This window comes from Streptomyces sp. B8-7 (genome assembly GCF_058833805.1).
Map to the genome: position 1 here is coordinate 718,554 of NZ_JBYRRL010000001.1, position 22,817 is coordinate 741,370.

Sequence of the window (22,817 nt, forward strand, 5' to 3'; positions counted from 1 at the left end):
CTTGAGGCTTTCCTGAGGTTTTACAGGTTCCATCTCGGCCATGCCGGTCCAGCACCCGGCCCGCCGCCCACCGCCCGCGCATGACACACTCCTCCCATGCGCGTGTATCTCGGCTCCGACCATGCGGGCTACGAACTCAAGAACCACCTCGTCGAATGGCTCAGGGCGGCAGGGCACGAGCCCGTCGACTGCGGGCCCCACATCTACGACGCCCAGGACGACTACCCGCCGTTCTGCCTGCGTGCCGCGGAGCGCACCGCCGCGGACCCCGGCACCCTCGGCATCGTCATCGGCGGCTCCGGCAACGGCGAGCAGATCGCCGCGAACAAGGTCAAGGGCGTCCGCGCGGCCCTCGCGTGGAGCGAGCAGACCGCCGCGCTCGGCCGCGAGCACAACAACGCCAACGTCGTCGCCGTCGGGGCGCGCATGCACACCCGGGACGAGGCGACGAAGTTCGTCGAGATCTTCCTGAACACGCCGTTCTCCGAGGACCAGCGGCACATCCGCCGCATCGACATGCTCTCGGCGTACGAGACCACCGGCGACCTCCCGCCGATCCCGGCCCACCACCCGCAGCAGTAGGCATCGGGGGCACCCCGCCCGCGGACGCAGGAAGGCGGAACACACCGTGCCGGAAGGGCACACGATCCACCGGCTGGCCGAGGACTACGCCGCCGCCTTCTCCGGCACCGCCTCCCGGGTGACCAGCCCCCAGGGCAAGTTCAGCGACGCCGCCGCCCTCCTCGACGGCGGCGTCCTGCACACCGCCGACGCCCACGGAAAGCACCTCTTCCTCGGCTTCGCCGCGTCCTGGATCCACATCCACCTGGGCCTGTTCGGCAAGGTGGCCTTCGGCGGCGCCCCCGCACCCCCGCCCACGGACACCGTCCGGCTGCGGCTGGCGAACGACGCCTCGTACGTCGACCTGCGCGGGCCCACCACCTGCGCGCTGATCACGGACGCCGAGAAGCGCGCGATACACGACCGGCTCGGTCCCGACCCGCTGCGCGCGGACGCCGAGCCCGCGGCCGCGTACCGCAGGATCTCCCGCAGCCGCACCACGATCGCCGCCCTGCTGATGGACCAGAAGGTGATCGCCGGGGTCGGCAACGTCTACCGCGCCGAGGTCCTCTTCCGGCACGGCATCGACCCCTACCGGGCCGGAAGGGACGTCACCCCCGCCGAGTGGGAGGCGGTCTGGGCCGACCTGGCCGGCCTGATGCGTGAGGGCGTGCGGCACAACCGCATCGACACCGTCCGCCCGGAACACACCCCCGAGGCGATGGGCCGCCCGCCCCGCGTCGACGACCACGGCGGCGAGGTCTACGTCTACCGCCGGGCGAACCGGCCCTGCCACATCTGCGGCGGCGAGATCCGCACCGCCGCTCTCGCCGCCCGCAACCTCTTCTGGTGCCCGGGCTGCCAGCGGCGCTGACCCGGTCCGCCCGCGGGTGGCCGCGCCGCCGACCGCGGCGCGGGCCTGCGGCCGACGGCACGAAGCCGGCCGGACCCGGGCCCGGCCGCGCCGGCTCCCCGCGCCCCCTGGAGGGCGTCGGCCGGGCCGGTGCCGGCGTGCTCGCCCCGGCGACCCGCTGCCGGTGGTTCTCCGGCCGGCTCGCCGTGGTGGCCGGTCGCGCGGTTTCCCGCGCCCCACGGGGTGTCGCCCGGGCCGGCATCGGAGCGCGGGGGCCGGGCGCGGCGTCCGGCAGCCGGTGTCCGGCAGCCGGTGTCCTGCGGCGACCCGCCGCCGTGGCCGGCCGCGCCGTTCCCCGCGCCCCTCGGGAGGGCCGCCGCGCCCGGCGACCCTCCGGTCAGAAACCGTGCGGGAGCCAGGGGGCCACCGGGGAGCCGAAGGACACCGCGGCCTGCGTCAGCGCGCCCTCCCGCAGCTCACGGACCCGGCCCGCCGCGGCCAGCGCCGCGAGCGAAACCCCGCCCAGATAGGCCGCGCCCAGCTCCCGCACCGACAGGGCGACGTCGGCCGCGTCCCGGGTGCGCTCGCACACCGCGCCCTTGGAGTCGCCGGACAGCCGCCAACGCCCGCCGTTCCACGGGCAGAACGCGTCCTCCACCTCGAACACCAGGTCCACCGGCGCCTGGTACGTGCGCGCCTCCAGCGCCGCCCCCACGTCCACCAGACGCACGTACAACGAGTCCCGCGTGCGCGGCAGACACCGTCGGATGTCCGACACCTGGTACTGCCAGGCCTCGTCCACCGGCCGCCCCCGCACCACCAGCCGCGTCGTCAGGTCCATCCCGAGCAGGAACCGCCACAGCGCCGCGTCGGCCGCCGGATCCGCCCCCGCCAGCTCCGACAGCGTCACCGTGCCGTCGTGGCCCGCCGGCCCCCACTGCGGCTTCGTACGGAACCGGGCGTACCCGGCCACCGCGCCGTCCCGCTCCGCGACCACGCACAGCAGCGGCGAGCCGCCCTCCCGGTGCGCGTCCCCGTCCAGCAGCCCCAGCCGCTCCCAGCCCGGATGCCGCACGAGCATCCCCGGACGGCCGGGCACCAGCCCCGCGTAGACCGCCTCGCACGCGTCGAGCACCGCGGACGGCTCCGCGTACCGCACCGACACCTCGTCGGTCCCGGCCGGCGCCGACAGCACCACCCGGCCGGTGTCGATCTCCGCGCTGAGCGAGAAGCTCGCCGCGGCGTAGCCGAACCGGCCGTAGATGTCCGGCTCCGACGCCGTCAGCACCGCCAGCGGCTCGCCCCAGGAGCGGACGTCGTCCAGCTGCCGGCGCATCATCGCCGTCAGCAGCCCCCGCCGGCGGTGCGTGGCCGCCACGCTCACCCCCGTGACCCCCGCCGCCGGCACCGCGGCACCGCCCGGCACCGTCATCCGGAACGTGAACGCCCCGGCCGTGCCCACGCACTCCGGCCCGTCCCAGGCGCCCAGGAACCGGGCGGGCCCGGACAGATCGGGCCGGGAAAGGTCCCGCCACAGCCGCTGCTCCTCAGCCGGCTCCGGGGGCCCGCCGAAGGCGCGCATCAGATGGCTGTACCACGAATCCCACTCGTCGGGCCGCAGTTCCCGTACCACCGGCGCCGTACGCGTCGTCACCGTGTTCTTGAACGTCATACCGCCATCCCTATCAGCGCAATGCGGGACGAGCTATTCGTTTTCCGCGTGTGCGGGGCAGGCCGGCCGCCCGTGCAGTTCACTGGGACCCACGGCTGTGGCCGGTCCCGGACGGGGGACAAGTGGGACCTCCCGTGCCAGGCGGCCGGTCGGGTGGATAGGGTCCGGACGATGGCAGGACGACAGCGGCGCGCAGCCGCCCAGACGTTCCCGGCCCGGGTGCGCGTGCTGTGGCACCGGGCCCGCGTCGGCCTGCGCAAAAGCGCCGTCGACTACTTCCGCGGCGACGGCTCCGACTGGGTCGCCCTGGCCGGGCTGCTGCTGACCGTCCCGCTCATCGCCGCCACCACCCTCGCGAACCCGGTCTGGTGCGCCCCCTCCGCGCTGGTTCTGCCCATCGTCGCGGGGGGCCTGCTGCTGCGTCCGGCGAGCCTGCTCGGCCTGTACGCGGCCGCTGCCACCGCGCTGATCGTGGAGTCCGTCCGCCTCGGCCCGTACACCCAGGGCCCGTCCCGGGTCACCCCGGGCGTCGTGCTGGTGGTCGCCGCATGCGGCTTCTTCGGGCTGCTCATCGCCCAGTTCCGCAGCCGGGTCGGCGTGCCCTGGCGGCGCGGCGGCACCATGCTGTTCGACCTGCGCGAACGCATCCGCACCCAGAGCCGGCTGCCCAAGCTGCCGCGCGGCTGGCACCACGAGATGGCGCTGCGGCCCGCTGGCGGGCAGTCCTTCTCCGGCGACTTCGTCGTCGCGGCCCGCACCGGGGGCGGCCGCACCCTGGAGGTCGTCCTCACCGACGTCTCCGGCAAGGGCATGGACGCCGGCTCGCGCGCCCTGCTGCTGTCCGGGGCCTTCGGCGGCCTGCTGGGCTCCCTGCCCCCGCACGCCTTCCTGCCGGCCGCCAACGGCTACCTGCTCCGCCAGGACTGGGACGAGGGCTTCGCCACCTCCATCCACCTGGTCCTCGACCTCGACTCCGGCGACTACGAGCTGTACTCGGCGGGCCACCCGCCCGGACTCCAGCTCAGCGCCGGCAGCGGCCGCTGGGAGGAGAAGGCCGCCGAAGGGCCGCTCCTCGGCGTGTACGACGGCGCCCAGTTCGACCCCGTCAAGGGCGTGCTGCGCCCGGGTGACGTCCTCATGCTGTTCACCGACGGGCTGGTGGAGACCGCCGAGCGGGACATCGTCGAGGGCATCGACCGGCTCACCGGCGAGGCCGACCGCTATGTCGCCGCCGGATTCCGCGGCGCCGCCTGGCATCTGATCGAGGCCGTCGCGAAGGACGTCAACGACGACCGCGCCCTGCTGCTCATCTGCCGCGAGGGCCCGACCGCCCAGTCCGCCTGAAGCCGGCTGGCCCGAAGCCCGTTCCGCCTGAAGCCGTTCCGCCCGCCCGTTCCGCCTGAAGCCGGGTCGCCCGAAGCCCGTTCCGTCCGAAGCCCGTTCCGTCCGAAGTCCGCTCCGTCCGAAGCCCGTTCCGTCCGAAGCCCAGTCCGCCCGAAGCCCAGTCCGCCTGACGGGAGCAGCCCGACGTGCTCACCCTTGCCGAGGTGGAGGCCCTCGCCCGGGACCTCCACGCGTCCCAGACCGACAAGTCCGGTCGCCCCTACGCCGAGCACCTCGCCGCGGTCGCCGCCGGTGTCCGCGCCCTCGGCGGCGACCGCGACCAGATCGCCGCCGCCTGGCTGCACGACGCCGTCGAGGACGACGTGCTGTCCGAACAGGGCCTCGCCGAGGCCGCGCTGAGCCGCCGCACGCGGGACATCGTGCTCGCCGTCACCAAGCGGCCGGGGGAGTCCCCGCAGGACTACGCCGCCCGTGTCCTCGCCACCCCCGGCGCGCTCCTGGTCAAACAGGCCGACCTGGCCCACAACACGGACCCGGTGCGGCTGGCCCGCCTGGACGCCCCGACACGGCTGCGGCTGACCGAGAAGTACGCGAGGACGCGCGGGCTGCTCGGCCTGTGAGGGCTCCCGGGACGCGGGCGCGGGCGGGGCGCCGCACGCCGGCCCCGGCCGTCACACGCGCTGGCGCTCCCGGTGCGGGGCGGGCTGCTCCGACTGCCGCGCCCGCACCGGACCCGGTGGCTGCCCCGGCCGCTGGTCCTCCTGCCGCCCCGGCCGCCGGTCCGGCTGCCGTTCCCGTTCCCGGGCCGGCTCCGCGGGGTCCGGGCGGAACGCCCATTCCATCCGCGGCTCGACCACGCACCGGAAGACCCGCCGGACGGGCGGCGAGCACAGCACCGTCACGGCGGCGGCCGCCACCACGGTCACGGTCAGTGCACCGAGCGGCCCGTGCAGCCAGGCCGGCCGGTACCAGCCGTAGTAGTCGCCGGACTTGGTGAGGAAGCCGTGCAGCAGGTAGCCGTACAGCGTGCCCGCGCCCAACGCGGTGAACCACAGCGGGCGGCCCGGCACCCAGGCGAGGAACCCCGCGGCCAGCACCACCGAGCAGCCGAACAGCGCGAGCTGCAGCAGCGGTCCGTACCACCAGGGCGCGCCGAGTTCCTGTGCGGAGTCGCGGTGGTACAGCCACGCGGTCGTGGTGCGCGGCACGATCCACCAGGCCGCGGCGAACGCGGCGGCGAACACGGGCAGCGCGGCCAACCGCACCGCGCGGCGGCGCACCCCGCGGAAGTGCCCGGGCTTCAGGCACAGCCCCAGCACGAAGTACGGCAGGAACTGCAGCACCCGCTGGAGGTCCAGGTCGTTGCCGATCTCCGGGGAGACGGACGCGAGCATGGCGATGCCGAGCGCGACCGGCACCGGGTGGCGGATCAGCCTCCACACAGGTGTGGTCAGCCGCCACACGAACAAGGCGACCAGGAACCATGTCAGGTACCAGGGGTCGAGCAGCGAGACCGGCCGGCCGGGTTCGTCGCCGGCGAACCGTGCGAACAGCGAGTACGCCGTCTCGAACACGAGGTACGGCACGAGGATGCCGGTGACCAGTCGCCTGACGCGGTCCGGGCGCAGGTCGGAGTTCCGGGAGAAGTAGCCGGAGACGACGATGAACGCCGGCATGTGGAGCGCGTACACCACCGTGTAGGCGGCCGCCAGGACCCGGCTGTCACCGTTCAGCGGCTCCCAGGCGTGGCCCACGGCCACCAGCACGATCGCCAGGTACTTCGCATTGTCGAAGAACGCGTCGCGGTGTGGGGGAAGGGATGTTCTGTGGTGGCCGTGCGTGTGGTGGGGGGTCGTCACAGCGTGGAACATCTGAGGGAGCCTAGCGTCGTATCGGCGACGGCGTACAACTCCCGACGTCAGAGCCGATTTCCGTGGCCGTGTTCCCGACTCCCGCCCGAAGTGTCCTTGTTCGCCCGGGGTAAAGCGCTCATAACAGTCAGCTGTGCGAGAGGTGTGCGCGTCTTGGGATCTCCCGTGGAAACGATGTGCGGAATCCGGAACGACGGCGGGTCGGGCCGGGAAAAGGATCTCGCGGGACGGCGGGAATGCCGTCGGGCGCAAGCGGCAGGGGAGTTGTCGGAGAGCGGGCCGGCGGAGGCGGCCGGGAGGGGGTGGGGGCCGACCGCGGACAGGGAATCGCATTCCCGTACCGGCCGCCGCGCAACGCCCCGTTCCGCACGCGCCCTTCGCCCGCAGATCGCGGGACGGCCGCGCCCCGGCCGGGCGGCGGTGGCGCCTCCGGTCGAACACCGGTCTGCCGACGATGCGTCACGGGCCGCATAGCCTGATGTGGTTGGTGGCACGATGGTTCTGGCGGGGGCGCGTCCGAGCAGCGCTTCCGGCGGGAGAGCTGGACCGGATCAAGGGTGTGATCAGTTGTGGCCATTTCGCTGTCAGTGGTGCTGCTGTTGGCGATCATCCTGGTGGTGCTGATGCGGGGTGGCTCCATCAAACCCGGGCCGGCCATCGTCGCGATGCTCTTCGGGTTCTTCCTCGCCTCCACCGGGATGGCCCCGTCGATCCAGCGCTTCCTCGACTCGATAGCGGAGACGATCAACTCGATCAGCTTCTGACCCGGTGCGCGGGCCGGTCCCCGGCGCGATGCGGCTGTGCCCGGACCTGGTCACGGGCCGGGCGGGACCGGGACGGCGCGGACAGGGTGCTGCGGGAGGCCGACCCGCGCGCGGCACCGTGCCGCCGTCCGCGAGCGGACCCGCCGTCTGCGGCGCCCGGGCGGCCCGCACGGCTCGCCGTCCCCCGTGCGGGGGACGGCGCTGCTCGGACCCCCCCCGGGCCCGGGGCGCGGCGTGCCGCCGCTCCTGCGGGGGACCGCCAAGGACGCGGCGTCACCCGTGGAACCGCGCTGCGCTCAGGGCCGGGGCCGGGAATGTCCGGTCCCCGGGGCGGGAACTCCTGGCCGTGGCTCGCGTACCACCCCGGGGCACCGGTCACCCACGCCCGCCGAGCCTCCAGGAAGCCGCCCGGGGTCCGGTCCCCGCGGCCGCCGCCCGCTTCGCCGCCCTGCCGAGGGCGCCCCGGGAAGCTCCTCCGGGCGTCGCGGCCGGCGGGACGCCCGGCGGGCGCCGGCGGCAGGACGGCGGGGCGCCGTCGGGGGAGAGCCGCCCGGGGAGGGGCGGGCCTCGACGGTCACGGCCCGACGTCGTGTCTGCCGGGCCGTGACCGCGAGGCCGGAAGCCGAAGGGGCACACGGGACACACGGGGCACACGAGGGACACGACGGGCCGGCCGAGGTCCCGGAAACACTCAGGGCCAGGCCGAGGAGACATCCTCCGACCTGGCCCTGAGCCCTACAGAGCGGGCGACGGGAATCGAACCCGCGTAGCTAGTTTGGAAGACTAGGGCTCTACCATTGAGCTACGCCCGCACGGGACGCGCCGCAGGTCCGAAGGCCGCGGCACTGCAGGCATCGTAGCGGGTCGAACCCCGTGGCCGCACACCCGTTTCCGGCCCGGCGGCGAGACCCGTGGGGCACCTGCGTGAATGCGGCGGCCCCGCTGCCTGCGGGCATGTACCCTACGTGTCGCACCAGACGGGGTGTGGCGCAGCTTGGTAGCGCGTCCGCTTTGGGAGCGGAAGGCCGTGGGTTCAAATCCCGCCACCCCGACCACTCGCGCGTTCCCGCCGCCTGATCCCGCGGACGCTCTCCGGGCTTCTCCCGCGTTCCCCTCGCGCGCTCGTCCGTGCGATGCCCGCGGTGATCGCCTTTTGGGGCGTTCGGCGGCTGCGGTTACTATGCAAGCTGCGCGCCCGTATGTCTCGTACCCCGTATGTCTCGTACGAAGTCCTCCGGGCGGCGAAATCCGCCGGACCAGTCTGGCCCCGGCAGAATCCAGAAGTCAGCCATCAAGGAGACCGAACCGTGAAGAGCGCCGTTGAGAACCTGAACCCGACCCGGGTTCGGCTCACTGTCGAGGTGCCCTTCGAGGAGCTCAAGGACAGCCTCGACGCGGCGTACAAGAAGATCAACCAGCAGGTCACGGTGAAGGGCTTCCGCAAGGGCAAGATCCCCGCCCGGGTCATCGACCAGCGGTTCGGCCGCGGCGCCGTGCTGGAGGAGGCCGTCAACGACGCGCTGCCGAAGTTCTACACGGCCGCCGTCGGCGAGGCCGAGATCGACGTGCTGGGCCAGCCCGAGGTCGACATCACGGAGCTGAAGGACGGCGAGACGCTGAACTTCACCGCCGAGGTCGACGTCCGCCCGGCGATCGAGATCCCGGACTACTCCGGCATCGAGGTCGAGGTCGACGCGGTCGAGGTCACCGACGAGGACGTCGAGAAGGCCGTGGAGCAGCTCCGCGAGCGCTTCGCCTCCACCTCCCCGGTCGAGCGCGCCGCCGGGGACGGCGACGTCATCACGATCGACCTGCAGGCCAAGGTCGACGGAGAGGTCCTGGCCGACGGTGTCGCCGACGGCGTCTCCTACACGATCGGCTCCGGCGAGCTCCTCGACGGCATCGACGACGCCGTGAAGGGCCTGGAGGCCGGTGGCGAGGCCACCTTCACCTCCGAGCTCAAGGGCGGCTCCGCGGCCGGCAAGGAGGCCGAGATCACCGTCAAGGTGACCCAGGTCGCCGCGCGTGAACTGCCCGAGCTGGACGACGACTTCGCGCAGCTCGCCTCCGAGTTCGACACCCTGGAGGAGCTGCGGGCCGACAGCCGCAAGCGGCTGGCCGGGATGAAGCAGTTCGACCAGGCCACGCAGGCCCAGGAGCGCGTCCTGGAGAAGCTGCTGGAGCTCGTCGAGGTGCCCGTCCCCGAGAAGCTCCTCGAGGACGAGATCAACACCCGCAAGCACAGCCTGGAGCACCACCAGCTCGGCCAGATGGGCCTCGATCTCGACAAGTACCTGGAGCTCCAGGGCAAGACCGCCGAGGAGTTCGAGACCGAGACCCGCGAGGCCGCGGTCAAGGGCATCAAGACCCAGTTCGTCCTCGACGAGCTCGTCAAGACCGAGAAGCTCAACGTCAACCAGGACGAGCTGACCGAGCACCTGATGCGCCGGGCCGCCTCCTCCGGCATGTCCCCGGACCAGTTCGCCCAGGCCGTCGTGCAGCAGAACCAGGTGCAGCTCCTGGTCGGCGAGGTCGCCCGCGGCAAGGCCCTGGCCGTCGTCGTCGAGGCCGCCACCGTCAAGGACACCAACGGTGAGGTCGTCGACCTGGAGGACGAGGACGAGACCGAGGCCGCCACGGAGACCGTCGAGGCCGCCGAGGGCACCCAGCCCGCCGCGGAGGAGAAGCCGGAGGCCTGAGCCGCACGGCATCTGAGCCGCACGGCACCTGAGCAGCACGCTTCGGACGGACCCCGGGTACATGTGACCCGGGGTCCGTGCGCTGTCCGGGCAGCCAGGCCCGGCCGGCCCCCGGCCGGCCCGGTCCAGGTGCCGGACCTGCCCGGCGGCCCCGGCCCGGACCCGGTCTCCGGCACCCGGCCCGGACCGTTCGGGCGGGTCCGCACAGCCGGACAGCCGCACAGCCGCACAGCCGGGCCCGCGCACGCGGCCCCGGACACCCGGATGCGTGCCCCGGGGCACCGGCGCACCCCGCCCCACCCCGCCCCACCCCGCCCCACCGCGCCCACCCGCGCGCCCCGGGGCCCGGACATCCGCGCCGTGCGGCACCCCGCACGGTCCCGTCCGCCGGACGCGGCCCCACCCGCCGCCCCGCGCCGCCCCACCCGCCGCCCCGCGCGCCGCGCCCCCGGCGTGTCCCGGCCCGCCCGGCCGAGGCTGCCGCCACGGGCCGCGTCGCCGGCGGCCGGACCCCGCTACGCCCCCGGCGAACACTCCCGTTACCGGGATTCCCCCGGACGGCTCCGGCGTTAGGGTCCATGAATACGTAGTACACGTGAGACGGCCCGGCGCCGTCGCAAGACGAGCAGGTGGATACGTGACGAATCTGATGCCCTCCGCCGCCGGCGAGCCCTCCATCGGCGGTGGCCTCGGCGACCATGTCTACAACCGGCTGCTCAACGAGCGGATCATCTTCCTCGGCCAACCGGTCGACGACGACATCGCGAACAAGATCACCGCGCAGCTGCTGCTCCTTGCCGCCGACCCGGACAAGGACATCTTCCTGTACATCAACAGCCCCGGCGGCTCGATCACGGCCGGCATGGCGATCTACGACACCATGCAGTTCATCAAGAACGACGTGGTCACCATCGCCATGGGCCTCGCGGCGTCCATGGGCCAGTTCCTCCTCAGCGCCGGCACGCCGGGCAAGCGGTTCGCGCTGCCGAACGCGGAGATCCTGATCCACCAGCCCTCCGCCGGTCTGGCGGGCTCGGCCTCGGACATCAAGATCCACGCCGAGCGGCTGCTGCACACCAAGAAGCGCATGGCCGAGCTCACCGCCCTGCACACCGGCCAGACGGTCGACCAGATCACCCGCGACTCGGACCGCGACCGCTGGTTCGACGCCTTCGAGGCCAAGGAGTACGGCCTCATCGACGACGTCATCCCGACGGCCGCCGGTATGCCGGGCGGCGGCGGCACCGGGGCCTGAGCCCCCTGCACAGCCCCCAGCCGACCGCTTCAGCCCCTAGGAGACACACAGTGAACGAGTTCCCCGGCAGCGGCCTGTACGACCGCATGCGCGCCGAGTACACGGGTCCGGCCGCCGAGTCCCGCTACGTCCTGCCGAGCTTCATCGAGCGGACCTCCCAGGGCATCCGCGAGTACAACCCGTACTCGAAGCTCTTCGAGGAGCGCGTGATCTTCCTCGGCGTCCAGATCGACGACGCGTCCGCCAACGACGTGATGGCGCAGCTGCTGTGCCTGGAGTCGATGGACCCCGACCGGGACATCTCGATCTACATCAACAGCCCCGGCGGCTCCTTCACCGCGCTCACGGCGATCTACGACACGATGCAGTTCGTCAAGCCGGACATCCAGACGGTGTGCATGGGCCAGGCGGCCTCCGCCGCCGCGGTGCTGCTGGCCGCGGGCACGCCCGGCAAGCGCATGGCGCTGCCGAACGCCCGCGTGCTGATCCACCAGCCCTACAGCGAGACCGGCCGCGGCCAGGTCTCCGACCTGGAGATCGCCGCCAACGAGATCCTGCGGATGCGCTCGCAGCTGGAGGAGATGCTGGCCAAGCACTCCACCACGCCGATCGAGAAGATCCGCGAGGACATCGAGCGCGACAAGATCCTCACGGCCGAGGACGCGCTGTCGTACGGCCTGGTCGACCAGATCATCTCCACCCGGAAGATGAACAACGGCTCCGTCCGCTGAGGCGGGCACGGAAGTATCGTCTGCCGCCCCTCGGCAGGGTCTCACCCGGTGCGCGACAAGGTGCACGTCAAAGTGAACCCTGCCAAGGGGGGCCCGAACGGGGGGCTCGGCAAGGTACCGTCGGAATAAGGCAGCACCAGGAGCCGCTGGCGGCGAAAGCCTCCAGGCGTCTCCCAGGCGAAGGGGAAGCACACCGTGGCACGCATCGGTGACGGCGGCGATCTGCTCAAGTGCTCGTTCTGCGGCAAGAGCCAGAAGCAGGTCAAGAAGCTCATCGCAGGCCCTGGTGTGTACATCTGCGACGAGTGCATCGATCTCTGCAACGAGATCATCGAGGAAGAGCTCGCGGAGACCAGCGAGGTGCGCTGGGAGGAACTCCCCAAGCCGCGCGAGATCTACGAGTTCCTGGAGGGCTACGTGGTCGGCCAGGAGGCCGCCAAGAAGGCCCTGTCGGTCGCGGTCTACAACCACTACAAGCGGGTCCAGGCCGGCGAGAACGGCGGCGCGGCCGGCCGCGAGGACGCCATCGAGCTCGCCAAGTCCAACATCCTGCTGCTCGGCCCCACCGGCTCCGGCAAGACCCTCCTCGCGCAGACCCTGGCGCGCATGCTGAACGTGCCGTTCGCCATCGCCGACGCCACCGCGCTCACCGAGGCCGGCTATGTGGGCGAGGACGTCGAGAACATCCTGCTCAAGCTCATCCAGGCCGCCGACTACGACGTCAAGAAGGCCGAGACCGGCATCATCTACATCGACGAGATCGACAAGGTCGCGCGGAAGAGTGAAAACCCCTCCATCACGCGCGACGTGTCGGGCGAGGGCGTCCAGCAGGCGCTGCTGAAGATCCTGGAGGGCACCACGGCATCGGTGCCGCCGCAGGGCGGACGCAAGCACCCGCACCAGGAGTTCATCCAGATCGACACGACGAACGTGCTGTTCATCGTGGGCGGTGCCTTCGCCGGCCTGGAGAAGATCATCGAGTCCCGCGCGGGTGCCAAGGGCATCGGCTTCGGCGCGACGATCCGCTCCAAGCGCGAGCTGGAGTCCAAGGACCAGTTCGAGGACGTCATGCCCGAGGACCTGGTCAAGTTCGGCATGATCCCCGAGTTCATCGGCCGTCTGCCGGTCATCACCTCGGTCCACAACCTCGACCGCGAGGCGCTCCTGCAGATCCTGGTGGAGCCGCGCAACGCCCTGGTCAAGCAGTACCAGCGGCTCTTCGAACTCGACGGCGTGGAACTGGACTTCGAGCGGGAGGCGCTGGAGGCCATCGCCGACCAGGCCATCCTCCGCCAGACCGGCGCGCGCGGGCTGCGCGCCATCATGGAGGAGGTGCTGATGTCGGTGATGTACGAAGTGCCCTCCCGCAAGGACGTGGCCCGCGTCGTCATCACCGCCGAGGTGGTGCACTCCAACGTCAACCCGACCCTGATCCCGCGCGACGCGCGCGGCCGGGGCTCGGGCGAGCAGAAGTCGGCGTAGCGGCGGCACGACGCGAGGGGCGCCCGGTGGACACCCACCGGGCGCCCCTCGCGCAGCTGCCGGACGGCCTCGGGCCGGGCCGGCACGGCCGGACCGGGTGGTGCTTCCCGGCGCCGGTGCCGGCCCAAGGACGTACGTCGCGTGCCAACAGCCCGCCCGCACCGCGGCGTCACGGGCCGGGCCGGTCGGCCGAGGCCCTGTCCGGGTGCCGGTACGGCGGCGTCAGGCCTTGACGCGGACGTCCTCGCGGAGCTTCGCGGTCAGCTCCGAGGACGCCTTCAGGTCGGCCGGCTTGCCGGCCAGCGCGTCGGCCAGTTCGACGTGGATGGCGACTCCGATGGTGCTGTGGTCGCCCCAGATGCAGATCGGCACGCTCATCTCCCCGGGGCCCTCCCCCGAGTCGTCCTTGATCGTCGTCGCCTGGCACTTGAGGACGGCCCCGTCGAGGGCGAACGCCTCCGGTGAGCCCACCAGTTCACCGGTGTCCGCGGAGGCCTCCTTCTTGATCTCGACGAACATCCCGTCGACGACCTTCTCGGGGTCCTCGATCTCGCCGTAGACGCCCATGAAGTTGAGCACCTTCATGGCCAGCGGGTTGGACTCGTCCCCGGCCTGGTACCCCGAGTGCACGTCCTTGGCGTTCGTGACGCCGTGCTTCTCGGCGTCCTTCAGGTCGTCGAAGCCTCCGCTGTCGGCGTCGTCGGACTGCCGGTAGTCGGTGAGCACCGTCTGCGGCGTGATCAGCTTGTGCGGGCCGTCGTCCGCGATGTCCGAGCCGGGGCTGCCGGAGAGGACGAAGTACGCGCCGACCGCGACGGCCGCGACGACCGCGACCGCGCCGACGACCAGGCCGGTCCTGTTCCTGCCGCCGCCGGGAGCCGGCGGCTGCGGGACGCCGTAGGGGGCCTGGCCGTACGGGGGCTGCTGGCCGTAACCGGGCTGCGGCGGCACCCCCTGGGGCGCCTGCTGCGGGTAGCCGTAGCCCTGCTGCGGTGCGGGCGGCTGCCGGGGGTAGCCGTATCCGGGCTGCGGCGCCTGCGGCTGCCCGCCGTACGGGCCGGGCTGCGGCGCCTGCGGCTGCCCGCCGTACGGGCCGGGCTGCTGCGGGGGCTGCCCGCCGTAGGGGCCCGGCTGCTGGGGCTGCCCGCCGTACGGGCCCGGCTGGTTGTGACTCATCCCTGGGGTTCCCCTCCGGATACCTGTGCGTCCCGGCCATCCTGACGCAGACACACCAAGCCGACGGGGGCAGGGTGCCGACCGTTACAAAGGAATCGGGTTTCGGGACGGGCCCGTGACACCTCTAAACTGAGCCCCGTGACCGAGAACACTCAGCAGCAGCCGCCAGCGCCCACCACCGAACTGCCGACCCAGTACGTGCCGGCCGAGGTAGAGGGGACGCTGTACGAGCGCTGGGTGGACAAGGGGTACTTCACCGCGGACGCCAAGAGCGACAAGCCCGCCTACACCATCGTCATCCCCCCGCCGAACGTCACCGGCTCGCTCCACCTGGGCCACGCCTTCCAGCACACGCTCATGGACGCCCTCACGCGCCGCAAGCGCATGCAGGGCCACGAGGCGCTGTGGCTGCCCGGCATGGACCACGCCGGCATCGCCACCCAGAACAAGGTCGAGCAGCAGCTCGCCGAGGAGGGCAAGTCCCGCCACGACCTGGGCCGCGAGGAGTTCGTCGAGCGGGTCTGGCGGTGGAAGGAGGAGTACGGCGGGCGGATCCTCGGCCAGATGCGCCGCCTCGGCGACGGCGTCGACTGGTCCCGCGAGCGGTTCACCATGGACGAGGGGCTCTCCCGCGCCGTCCAGACCATCTTCAAGAAGCTCTACGACGACGAGCTGATCTACCGCGCCGAGCGCATCATCAACTGGTGCCCGCGCTGCCTGACCGCCATCTCGGACATCGAGGTGGAGTACCAGGACGACGCCGGTGAACTGGTCTCCATCCGCTACGGCGAGGGCGAGGACTCCGTCGTCGTCGCCACCACGCGCGCGGAGACCATGCTCGGCGACACCGCGGTCGCCGTCCACCCGGACGACGAGCGCTACCGCCACCTGGTCGGCAAGCAGATCAAGCTGCCGCTCACCGACCGCACCATCCCGGTCGTCGCCGACACCCACGTCGACCCCGAGTTCGGCACCGGCGCCGTCAAGGTGACCCCCGCCCACGACCCGAACGACTTCGCGATCGGCCGGCGCCACGGCCTCCCCGCCATGACGATCATGGACGAGCACGGTGTCATCACCGTCCACGGCCCGTTCCTCGGCCTGGACCGCTTCGAGGCCCGCTCGGCGGTCGTCGGCGCCCTGCGCGAGCAGGGCCGCATCGTCGCCGAGAAGCGCCCCTACATGCACTCCGTCGGGCACTGCTCCCGCTGCAAGACCACCGTCGAGCCCCGGCTCTCCCTGCAGTGGTGGGTCAAGGTCGGCCCGCTCGCCCGGGCCGCCGGGGACGCCGTCCGCGACGGCCGCGTCACCATCCACCCGGCCGACATGTCGAAGCGCTACTTCGACTGGGTCGACCACATGAACGACTGGTGCATCTCGCGCCAGCTGTGGTGGGGCCACCGCATCCCGATCTGGTACGGCCCGGACGGCGAGATCGTCTGCGTCGGCCCCGACGAGCAGCCGCCCGCCGGCGAGGGCTGGACCCAGGACACCGACGTCCTCGACACCTGGTTCTCCTCCGGCCTGTGGCCGTTCTCCACCCTCGGCTGGCCCGAGCGGACCCCGGACCTGGAGAAGTTCTACTCCACCGACGTCCTGCTGACCGGCCACGACATCATCTTCTTCTGGGTCGCCCGGATGATGATGTTCGGCCTGTACGCGATGGACGGCCAGGTCCCGTTCAGGACCATCGCCCTGACCGGCCTGGTCCGCGACGAGCGCGGCAAGAAGATGTCGAAGTCGTTCGGCAACGTCGTCGACCCGCTCGACTGGATGGACACCTACGGCTCCGACGCCGTCCGCTTCACCCTCGCCAAGGGCGCCAACCCGGGCACCGACGTCCCCATCGGCGAGGACTGGGTCCAGGCGTCCCGCAACTTCGCCAACAAGATCTGGAACGCCACCCGGTTCGCGATGATGAACGGCGCCACGGTCGAGGGCGAACTGCCCCCGGCCGAGAAGCTGTCCGCCGCCGACCGCTGGATCCTGTCCCGGCTGAACAAGACGGTCGCCCAGGTCGACGCCCACTACGACGACTTCCAGTTCGCCAAGCTCAGCGAGGCCCTCTACCACTTCGCGTGGGACGAGGTCTTCGACTGGTACGTCGAACTGTCGAAGACCACGTTCATGGCGGGCGGCGAGGGCGCTCAGGTCTCCGGCCGGGTCCTCGGCGAGGTCCTCGACGTCCTGATGCGGCTGCTGCACCCGGTGATGCCGTTCGTCACCGAGACGTTGTGGACCACGCTGACCGGCCGCGAGTCCGTCGTCATCGCCGACTGGCCGGCCGACAGCGGCTTCCGCGACGAGGCCGCCGAGGCCGAGATCGAGAACCTCCAGCAGGTCGTCACCGAGGTCCGCCGCTTCCGCGCCGACCAGGGCCTCCAGCCCGGCCAGCGCGTCCCGGCCCGCCTCACCCTCGACGGTACGGCCCTCGCCGCACACGAGGCCGCCATCCGCCAGCTGCTGCGCCTGCAGCCGGAGGGCGACTCCTTCACGGCGACGGCGACGCTGCCCGTCGCGGGCGCCGAGGTGGCCCTGGACCTGTCCGGCACCATCGACGTCACCGCGGAGCGCAAGCGCCTCACCAAGGACCTCGCGGCGGCCGAGAAGGAGCGCGGGCAGGCCCAGGCCAAGCTCGGCAACGAGGCCTTCCTGGCCAAGGCACCCGAACCGGTCGTCGAGAAGATCCGCACCCGCCTCGCCAAGGCGGACGAGGACATCGCCCGGATCCAGAGCCAGCTGGACAAGCTGCCCCGGCCGTAACGCGTCCGTCGGCGGTACCGGGGCCGGGCCACGACCCGGCCCCGGCACCGCCGCACGCAAGCTGCGGCGCGCACGGGGCGACCGGGGCGGGCCGTACCTCGCGGGCACACGGGAGCGATGTGCGCACGGGCACGCTCCCGCGCGGCGCCCCCGCGGCAGCCGTGCGCCCGCTCGCCTGCCGCCCGTCGGTCGCCCACCGCCCGCCTGCCGCCTGCCGTCCGTCGGTCGCCCACCGCCCGCCTGCCGCCTGCCGCCCGAGGGTCGCCTGCCGTCCGTCGGTTGCCTGCCGTCCGCGGGTCGCCTGCCGTCCGTCGGTTGCCTGCCGTCCGCGGGTCGCCTGCCGTCCGTCGGTTGCCTGCCGTCCGCGGGTCGCCTGCCGTCCGTCGGTCGCCTGCCGCCCGAGGGTCGCCCACCGTCCGTCGGTCGCCCACCGTCCGCCTGCCGCCTGCCGCCTGCCGCCTGCCGCCTGCCGCCTGCCGTCCGTCGGCCGCCTGCCGTCCGCGGGTCGCCTGCCGCCCGCGGGTCGCCCTCCGGGCCGGCCGCTCGCTCCGCTCACGGCGCCCCGCCCACCCGCGTACGAGAGCCCCGGCTCCGGGCGGAGCTCGTGCACGGGTCGAGCCGACGCGCCCGCCGCCGGCCCGGCTCCGTAGACTGGCTCCGTGAGCGACCCCACCCACGACCAGCCCGACCCCCTCGACACGTTCGACGAGATCATCTCGGCCGAGACCGAACGCGACCCCGACCTCGCGGTGATCGAGGCCGGCAGCCGCACCCTGCGCACCCAGGGCGGACCTCCGCAGGCGGACGTCCCCGGGCGGCCCGACGACCCCGAGGTCGACCAGGCCCTGCGCGAGGTCGAGACGGAGCTCGCCACCCGCTGGGGCGAGACCAAGCTGGAGCCCTCCGTCAGCCGCATCGCCGCGCTGATGGACGTCCTGGGCGAGCCGCAGCGGTCGTACCCGTCGATCCACATCACCGGGACCAACGGCAAGACGTCGACGGCCCGGATGATCGAGGCCCTGCTCGGCGCGTTCGAACTGCGCACCGGCCGCTACACCTCGCCGCACGTGCAGTCGATCACCGAGCGCATCAGCCTCGACGGCGCGCCGGCCTCCGCCGAGCGGTTCGTGGAGACGTACCGCGACATCAGGCCGTACGTCGAGATGGTCGACGCCCAGCAGGAGTTCCGGCTCTCCTTCTTCGAGGTGCTCACCGGCATGGCCTACGCCGCCTTCGCGGACGCGCCGGTCGACGTGGCCGTCGTCGAGGTCGGCATGGGCGGCTCCTGGGACGCCACCAACGTCATCGACGCGGACGTCGCCGTCGTCACCCCCATCGACCTCGACCACACCGACCGGCTGGGCGGGACCCCCGCCGAGATCGCGGTCGAGAAGGCCGGCGTCATCAAGAGCGGCGCCACCGTGATCATGGCGCAGCAGCCGGTGGACGCGGCCCAGGTGCTCCTGAAGAAGGCCGTCGAGGCCGACGCCACCGTCGCCCGGGAGGGCCTGGAGTTCGGGGTCGTCGCCCGGCAGGTCGCCGTCGGCGGCCAGCTCGTCACGCTGCGCGGGCTCGGTGGCGAGTACCCCGAGCTGTACCTGCCGCTGCACGGCGCCCACCAGGCGCACAACGCCGCCGTGGCGCTCGCCGCGGTCGAGGCGTTCTTCGGCGTCGGGGCGCAGCGGGCCGAGCCGCTGGACGTCGACACCGTGCGCAAGGCGTTCGCGGCCGTGTCCACGCCGGGCCGGATGGAGGTGGTGCGGCGCTCGCCGACCGTCGTGCTGGACGCCGCCCACAACCCCGCCGGTGCCCGCGTGACCGCCGACGCGGTCGGGGAGGCCTTCGACTTCAGCCGCCTGATCGGCGTCGTCGGCACCAGTGGCGACAAGAACGTGCGCGGGCTGCTGGAGGCCTTCGAGCCGATCTTCGCGGAGGTCGTCGTCACCCAGAACTCCAGCCACCGCGCGATGGACGCCGACGAACTGGCCGCGATCGCCGTGGAGGTCTTCGGCGACGAGCGCGTCCAGGTCGAGCCGCGGCTGCCCGACGCTCTGGAGGCCGCGATCACGCTGGCCGAGGAGGAGGGCGAGTTCGCCGGCGGCGGCGTGCTGGTCACCGGATCCGTCATCACGGTGGGCGAGGCCCGCCTGCTCCTGGGGAAGGGCTGAACCCTCCGATGCGTACGCTGTGCTCCTCGACCCTGATCAGCGAGTTCTTCGTGATCGGCTTCGCCGCGCTCGTCGCGATGAAGGACCCGGATCTGTCCATGGGGACGGTCTGGACGGTCAGCGGCATCGCCATGGCCTTCTGCCTGCTGCTGTGCGGCCTGGTGACCCGGCCGGGCGGCGTCGCGCTCGGCTGGACGCTGCAGCTCGGCCTGATCGCGTCCGGGCTCGTGGTGCCGATGATGTTCGTGCTGGGCGCGATGTTCGCCGCGCTGTGGTGGGCATCGGTGCACTTCGGCCGGAAGGTCGACGAGGCGAAGGCCCGTTTCGCGGCGGAGGCCGAGGCCCGGTAGGGGAGTTGCCGGCGCTTCCGGCGCTTCCGGTGCTTCCAGCGCTTGCGGTGCTTCCGGTGCTTCCAGCGCTTCCGGTGCCTGCGCTGCTTCCCGTGCGTCCGGTGCCTCCCGGGCTTCGTGTCGCCGTGCCTGCTGTGTGCCGGCGCTCCCTCGCGCGCGGGGCACGACCGGTCTTCCGTGCCGGGGGCACGACCGGTCACGGTCCCCGCTGCCCCGGGGGCGCCCTCCCGGCGGTCCGGGTGCCGCCCGCTCGGCCCCACCCGGTAGCCTCGGCCCCATCGCACAGTCCCTGGCCTGCAAGGAGCCGAACACCATGACCCAGCGCACCCTCGTCCTGCTGAAGCCGGACGCCGTCCGCCGCTCGCTGACGGGTGAGATCATCGGCCGCATCGAGCGCAAGGCGGGCTGGCGGATCACGGCACTGGAGCTGCGGACCCTGGAGCGCGCCACCCTGGAACAGCACTACGCGGAGCACGTGGGCCGCCCCTTCTACGAGCCGCTGGTCGAGTTCATGCTGTCCGGCCCGGTCGTCGCGATGATCGTCGAGGGGGAGCGGGTCATCGAGGGCGTGCGGCAGCTGGCCGGCCCGACCGACCCCGTCGCCGCCGCGCCCGGCTCGATCCGCGGCGACTACGGTGTGATCGTCCGCGAGAACCTCATCCACGCCTCCGACTCCGAGGAGTCCGCCGAACGCGAGGTCAAGATCTTCTTCCCCGGGCGCGCCTGACCGCGTACTCTTCGCCGCAAGCCGCTCGAAAAGTCCGGGGCATGCTCCGGACTTTTCTGGCATGGGGGCGGCGATCGAGGGAACGTGAGTCCCCGAACGCCCGTCTCCAGAAGCGAACCCGCACATCATCTGCTGACAATGGCAAAGACCCTCACACGGGGTCCGCGAAGGCCCGTCTACGATGGAGCCTCCGCGTCACAGCACCCACCGCGCCAACCTGAAAAGCCCTCAAAAGCTCGTGGGAAGGCCAGACGAATCCTGATGGGGAACTCAATGTCGTTCATCGGCCGTGACATGGCTGTCGACCTCGGGACCGCCAACACGCTGGTGTACGTCAGGGGTCGCGGGATCGTACTCAACGAGCCGTCCGTCGTCGCGATCAACACCAACACCGGTGGCATCCTCGCGGTCGGCGCCGAAGCGAAGAAGATGATCGGGCGGACCCCCGGCAACATCGTGGCCGTGCGTCCACTGAAGGACGGCGTGATCGCCGACTTCGAGATCACCGAGCGGATGCTGCGCTACTTCATCCTGAAGATCCACAAGCGCCGGTATCTGGCCCGTCCGCGAGTCGTCGTCTGTGTGCCCTCCGGCATCACGGGCGTCGAGCGCCGTGCCGTCATCGAGGCGTCGTCCCAGGCCGGCGCCCGCCAGGTGCACATCATCGAGGAGCCCATGGCCGCGGCCATCGGCTCCGGCCTGCCGGTCCACGAGGCCACGGGCAACATGGTGGTGGACATCGGCGGCGGCACCACGGAGGTCGCGGTCATCTCCCTCGGCGGCATCGTCACCGCCCAGTCCATCCGCGTCGCGGGCGACGAACTGGACAACGCGATCATCCAGCACATCAAGAAGGAGTACTCCCTCCTGCTGGGTGAGCGCACGGCCGAACAGATCAAGATCACGATCGGCTCGGCGTACGACCTCGACACCGACGAGCACACCGAAATCCGCGGCCGGGACCTCGTCTCCGGGCTGCCCAAGACCGTCGTCATCTCCGCCGCCGAAGTGCGCAAGGCGATCGAGGAACCCGTCAACGCCATCGTCGACGCCGTGAAGACGACCCTGGACAAGTGCCCGCCCGAGCTGTCCGGCGACATCATGGACCGCGGCATCGTGCTGACCGGCGGCGGAGCCCTGCTGCGCGGCCTCGACGAGCGGCTGCGCCGGGAGACCGGCATGCCCATCCACATCGCCGAGGACCCGCTGGACAGCGTGGCGCTCGGCTCCGGCAAGTGCGTGGAGGAGTTCGAGGCGCTCCAGCAGGTCCTGGACGCCCAGCCGCGCAGATGACGTAACTCTTCGATTCCGCCGTACGAGATGACCTGCTCTCGTACGGCGGATCGTTGATATAGAGGCATAAGCTGCCACAAAACGAGTGCCCCGGAACCCTCCGGGGCTCCCCGAACTCCGAGAACTCCGATCGAAGAAGGGCACGGCCGCCGCACGTGAGGGACACACGAGAGAGCCGGCTGCTCCTGGTGCTGCTGGTCGCCATCGCGTTCGCGCTGATCACGGTGGACATCCGCGGTGGAGAGGACTCGCCGGTCGACGGTGCCCGCCAGGCCGCGGCCTCCGTCTTCGGCCCGATCGAGAACGGCGTCGCCTCGGCCGTCGACCCGGTCGGCAACGCCGTCGCCGCCATCCGCGACTCCGGCGAGCGGCACGACCGCATCGCCCGGCTGGAGACGGAGAACGCCGCGCTCAAGGCCCGGCTCGGCAGCGACGACCGCAACCGAAGCCGCCTCAAGCAGCTCGACCGGATGCTGAAGGTCGCCGGCGAGGGCCAGTACGGCATCAAGGGCGCCCAGGTCATCGCCATAGGAGCGGCCCAGGGATTCTCCTGGACCATCACCATCGACGTCGGTGCCCACGACGGCATCCAGCGCGACATGACGGTGCTCAACGGCGACGGCCTCGTCGGCCGCGTCACCACCGTCGGCCCCGACGCCTCCACCGTGCTGCTCGCCAACGACCCCGACTTCACCGTCGGCACCCGCATGGAGGGCAGCGACGAACTCGGCTTCGCCTCCGGCCAGGGCGACCGCCCGCTGCGGGTCGAACTGCTCAACGGCAAGGCCGACATCAAGAAGGGCGACCGCCTGGTGACGTTCGGCTCCCAGGCCGACCGGCCGTTCGTGCCCGGCGTCCCGGTCGGCGTCGTCTCCCGCGTCGACCCCTCCGGCGGCGACCTCACCCGCACCCTGTACGTCACCCCGTTCGTCGGCTTCTCCAAGCTCGACATCGTCGGCGTCGTCGTCCGGGCCCCGGGGAAGGACCCGCGCGACACCGTGCTCCCGGCCAAGCCGAAGCCCACCCCGACGCCGACCGTGACGGTCACCGTCACCCCGTCCGCACCCGTCGGCGGCCCGTTCCAGCAAGAGCAGCAGTAGGGGAGCCG

General features: G+C 72.2%; 18 protein-coding genes and 2 tRNA genes. 16 read left to right on the plus strand and 4 right to left on the minus strand.

What is annotated here, in order from left to right:
• Positions 1-96 precede the first annotated feature (96 nt).
• Both AC5K6T_RS03035 and AC5K6T_RS03040 read left to right on the plus strand, forming a co-directional pair.
• Positions 97-582: a ribose-5-phosphate isomerase gene (locus tag AC5K6T_RS03035; RefSeq protein ID WP_493205363.1), complete on the plus strand. Its 486-nt coding sequence runs from the start codon at positions 97-99 to the stop codon at positions 580-582.
• 46 nt (positions 583-628) lie between these two features.
• Positions 629-1,435 carry an Fpg/Nei family DNA glycosylase gene (locus tag AC5K6T_RS03040; RefSeq protein ID WP_493205364.1) on the plus strand — a complete coding sequence of 269 codons (807 nt, stop codon included), beginning with the start codon at positions 629-631 and terminating at the stop codon, positions 1,433-1,435.
• A 376-nt stretch (positions 1,436-1,811) separates the two neighbouring features.
• Here AC5K6T_RS03040 and AC5K6T_RS03045 read toward each other — a convergent pair whose 3' ends face one another.
• Positions 1,812-3,086 (minus strand): GNAT family N-acetyltransferase, encoded by a 1,275-nt coding sequence (locus AC5K6T_RS03045; RefSeq protein ID WP_493205366.1) that lies wholly within the window; start codon positions 3,084-3,086, stop codon positions 1,812-1,814.
• 171 nt (positions 3,087-3,257) lie between these two features.
• Here AC5K6T_RS03045 and AC5K6T_RS03050 point away from each other — a divergent pair, with 171 nt between their 5' ends.
• Together AC5K6T_RS03050 and AC5K6T_RS03055 are read left to right on the plus strand one after the other, a co-directional pair.
• Entirely contained in the window at positions 3,258-4,430 is a 1,173-nt protein-coding gene (locus tag AC5K6T_RS03050; RefSeq protein ID WP_493205367.1) for a SpoIIE family protein phosphatase, read from the plus strand.
• A 185-nt stretch (positions 4,431-4,615) separates the two neighbouring features.
• Complete coding sequence (locus tag AC5K6T_RS03055; protein ID WP_493205368.1) at positions 4,616-5,050, plus strand: HD domain-containing protein; 435 nt, start codon at positions 4,616-4,618, stop codon at positions 5,048-5,050.
• Positions 5,051-5,101: 51 nt separating this feature from the next.
• Here AC5K6T_RS03055 and AC5K6T_RS03060 read toward each other — a convergent pair whose 3' ends face one another.
• The gene (locus AC5K6T_RS03060) at positions 5,102-6,301 is read right to left on the minus strand and encodes an acyltransferase family protein (protein WP_493205370.1); all 1,200 of its coding nucleotides are present in this window, start codon (positions 6,299-6,301) and stop codon (positions 5,102-5,104) included.
• Positions 6,302-6,870: 569 nt separating this feature from the next.
• Between AC5K6T_RS03060 and AC5K6T_RS03065 the strand changes: the two genes are divergently transcribed.
• Complete coding sequence (locus tag AC5K6T_RS03065) at positions 6,871-7,065, plus strand: hypothetical protein (RefSeq protein ID WP_493205372.1); 195 nt, start codon at positions 6,871-6,873, stop codon at positions 7,063-7,065.
• Positions 7,066-7,806: 741 nt separating this feature from the next.
• Here the strand turns inward: AC5K6T_RS03065 and AC5K6T_RS03070 are convergent.
• Positions 7,807-7,877, minus strand: a tRNA-Gly gene (locus tag AC5K6T_RS03070).
• A 166-nt stretch (positions 7,878-8,043) separates the two neighbouring features.
• Between AC5K6T_RS03070 and AC5K6T_RS03075 the strand changes: the two genes are divergently transcribed.
• The 5 genes from AC5K6T_RS03075 (at position 8,044) to clpX (ending at position 13,232) form a co-directional block, all read left to right on the plus strand.
• Positions 8,044-8,120 (plus strand) — tRNA-Pro (locus tag AC5K6T_RS03075).
• A 252-nt stretch (positions 8,121-8,372) separates the two neighbouring features.
• Complete coding sequence (tig, locus tag AC5K6T_RS03080; protein ID WP_493205373.1) at positions 8,373-9,764, plus strand: trigger factor; 1,392 nt, start codon at positions 8,373-8,375, stop codon at positions 9,762-9,764.
• Positions 9,765-10,413: 649 nt separating this feature from the next.
• Positions 10,414-11,019, plus strand: coding sequence for an ATP-dependent Clp protease proteolytic subunit (locus tag AC5K6T_RS03085; protein ID WP_493207305.1), 606 nt, complete (start codon positions 10,414-10,416; stop codon positions 11,017-11,019).
• A 50-nt stretch (positions 11,020-11,069) separates the two neighbouring features.
• Positions 11,070-11,750, plus strand: coding sequence for an ATP-dependent Clp protease proteolytic subunit (locus AC5K6T_RS03090; RefSeq protein WP_493205375.1), 681 nt, complete (start codon positions 11,070-11,072; stop codon positions 11,748-11,750).
• A gap of 195 nt (positions 11,751-11,945) precedes the next feature.
• Positions 11,946-13,232: an ATP-dependent Clp protease ATP-binding subunit ClpX gene (clpX, locus tag AC5K6T_RS03095; protein WP_493205376.1), complete on the plus strand. Its 1,287-nt coding sequence runs from the start codon at positions 11,946-11,948 to the stop codon at positions 13,230-13,232.
• 222 nt (positions 13,233-13,454) lie between these two features.
• Here clpX and AC5K6T_RS03100 read toward each other — a convergent pair whose 3' ends face one another.
• Complete coding sequence (locus tag AC5K6T_RS03100; RefSeq protein WP_493205377.1) at positions 13,455-14,408, minus strand: hypothetical protein; 954 nt, start codon at positions 14,406-14,408, stop codon at positions 13,455-13,457.
• Between the two features lie 138 nt (positions 14,409-14,546).
• Between AC5K6T_RS03100 and AC5K6T_RS03105 the strand changes: the two genes are divergently transcribed.
• The 6 genes from AC5K6T_RS03105 to mreC all read left to right on the plus strand — a co-directional run bounded on the left by AC5K6T_RS03105 (position 14,547) and on the right by mreC (position 22,809).
• Positions 14,547-17,171 (plus strand): valine--tRNA ligase, encoded by a 2,625-nt coding sequence (locus AC5K6T_RS03105; protein WP_493205379.1) that lies wholly within the window; start codon positions 14,547-14,549, stop codon positions 17,169-17,171.
• Positions 17,172-17,830: 659 nt separating this feature from the next.
• Positions 17,831-19,339 (plus strand): bifunctional tetrahydrofolate synthase/dihydrofolate synthase, encoded by a 1,509-nt coding sequence (folC, locus tag AC5K6T_RS03110; protein WP_493205381.1) that lies wholly within the window; start codon positions 17,831-17,833, stop codon positions 19,337-19,339.
• Positions 19,340-19,347: 8 nt separating this feature from the next.
• Positions 19,348-19,689, plus strand: a complete 342-nt coding sequence (locus AC5K6T_RS03115; protein WP_493205383.1) for a DUF4233 domain-containing protein — start codon at positions 19,348-19,350, stop codon at positions 19,687-19,689.
• 313 nt (positions 19,690-20,002) lie between these two features.
• The gene (gene ndk / locus AC5K6T_RS03120) at positions 20,003-20,416 is read left to right on the plus strand and encodes a nucleoside-diphosphate kinase (RefSeq protein WP_493205385.1); all 414 of its coding nucleotides are present in this window, start codon (positions 20,003-20,005) and stop codon (positions 20,414-20,416) included.
• Between the two features lie 273 nt (positions 20,417-20,689).
• Positions 20,690-21,709 (plus strand): rod shape-determining protein, encoded by a 1,020-nt coding sequence (locus AC5K6T_RS03125; protein WP_006133575.1) that lies wholly within the window; start codon positions 20,690-20,692, stop codon positions 21,707-21,709.
• Positions 21,710-21,864: 155 nt separating this feature from the next.
• Positions 21,865-22,809, plus strand: a complete 945-nt coding sequence (mreC, locus tag AC5K6T_RS03130; protein WP_493205386.1) for a rod shape-determining protein MreC — start codon at positions 21,865-21,867, stop codon at positions 22,807-22,809.
• Positions 22,810-22,817 lie beyond the last annotated feature (8 nt).

Excerpts from the sequence above, each read along its gene's own strand:
- AC5K6T_RS03035 (WP_493205363.1), top strand. The coding sequence starts at position 97 with ATGCGCGTGTATCTCGGCTCCGACCATGCGGGCTACGAACTCAAGAAC.
- AC5K6T_RS03045 (WP_493205366.1), bottom strand. The coding sequence starts at position 3,086 with ATGACGTTCAAGAACACGGTGACGACGCGTACGGCGCCGGTGGTACGG.
- AC5K6T_RS03050 (WP_493205367.1), top strand. The coding sequence starts at position 3,258 with ATGGCAGGACGACAGCGGCGCGCAGCCGCCCAGACGTTCCCGGCCCGG.
- AC5K6T_RS03060 (WP_493205370.1), bottom strand. The coding sequence starts at position 6,301 with ATGTTCCACGCTGTGACGACCCCCCACCACACGCACGGCCACCACAGA.
- AC5K6T_RS03085 (WP_493207305.1), top strand. The coding sequence starts at position 10,414 with ATGCCCTCCGCCGCCGGCGAGCCCTCCATCGGCGGTGGCCTCGGCGAC.
- AC5K6T_RS03100 (WP_493205377.1), bottom strand. The coding sequence starts at position 14,408 with ATGAGTCACAACCAGCCGGGCCCGTACGGCGGGCAGCCCCAGCAGCCG.
- AC5K6T_RS03115 (WP_493205383.1), top strand. The coding sequence starts at position 19,348 with ATGCGTACGCTGTGCTCCTCGACCCTGATCAGCGAGTTCTTCGTGATC.
- ndk (WP_493205385.1), top strand. The coding sequence starts at position 20,003 with ATGACCCAGCGCACCCTCGTCCTGCTGAAGCCGGACGCCGTCCGCCGC.
- AC5K6T_RS03125 (WP_006133575.1), top strand. The coding sequence starts at position 20,690 with ATGTCGTTCATCGGCCGTGACATGGCTGTCGACCTCGGGACCGCCAAC.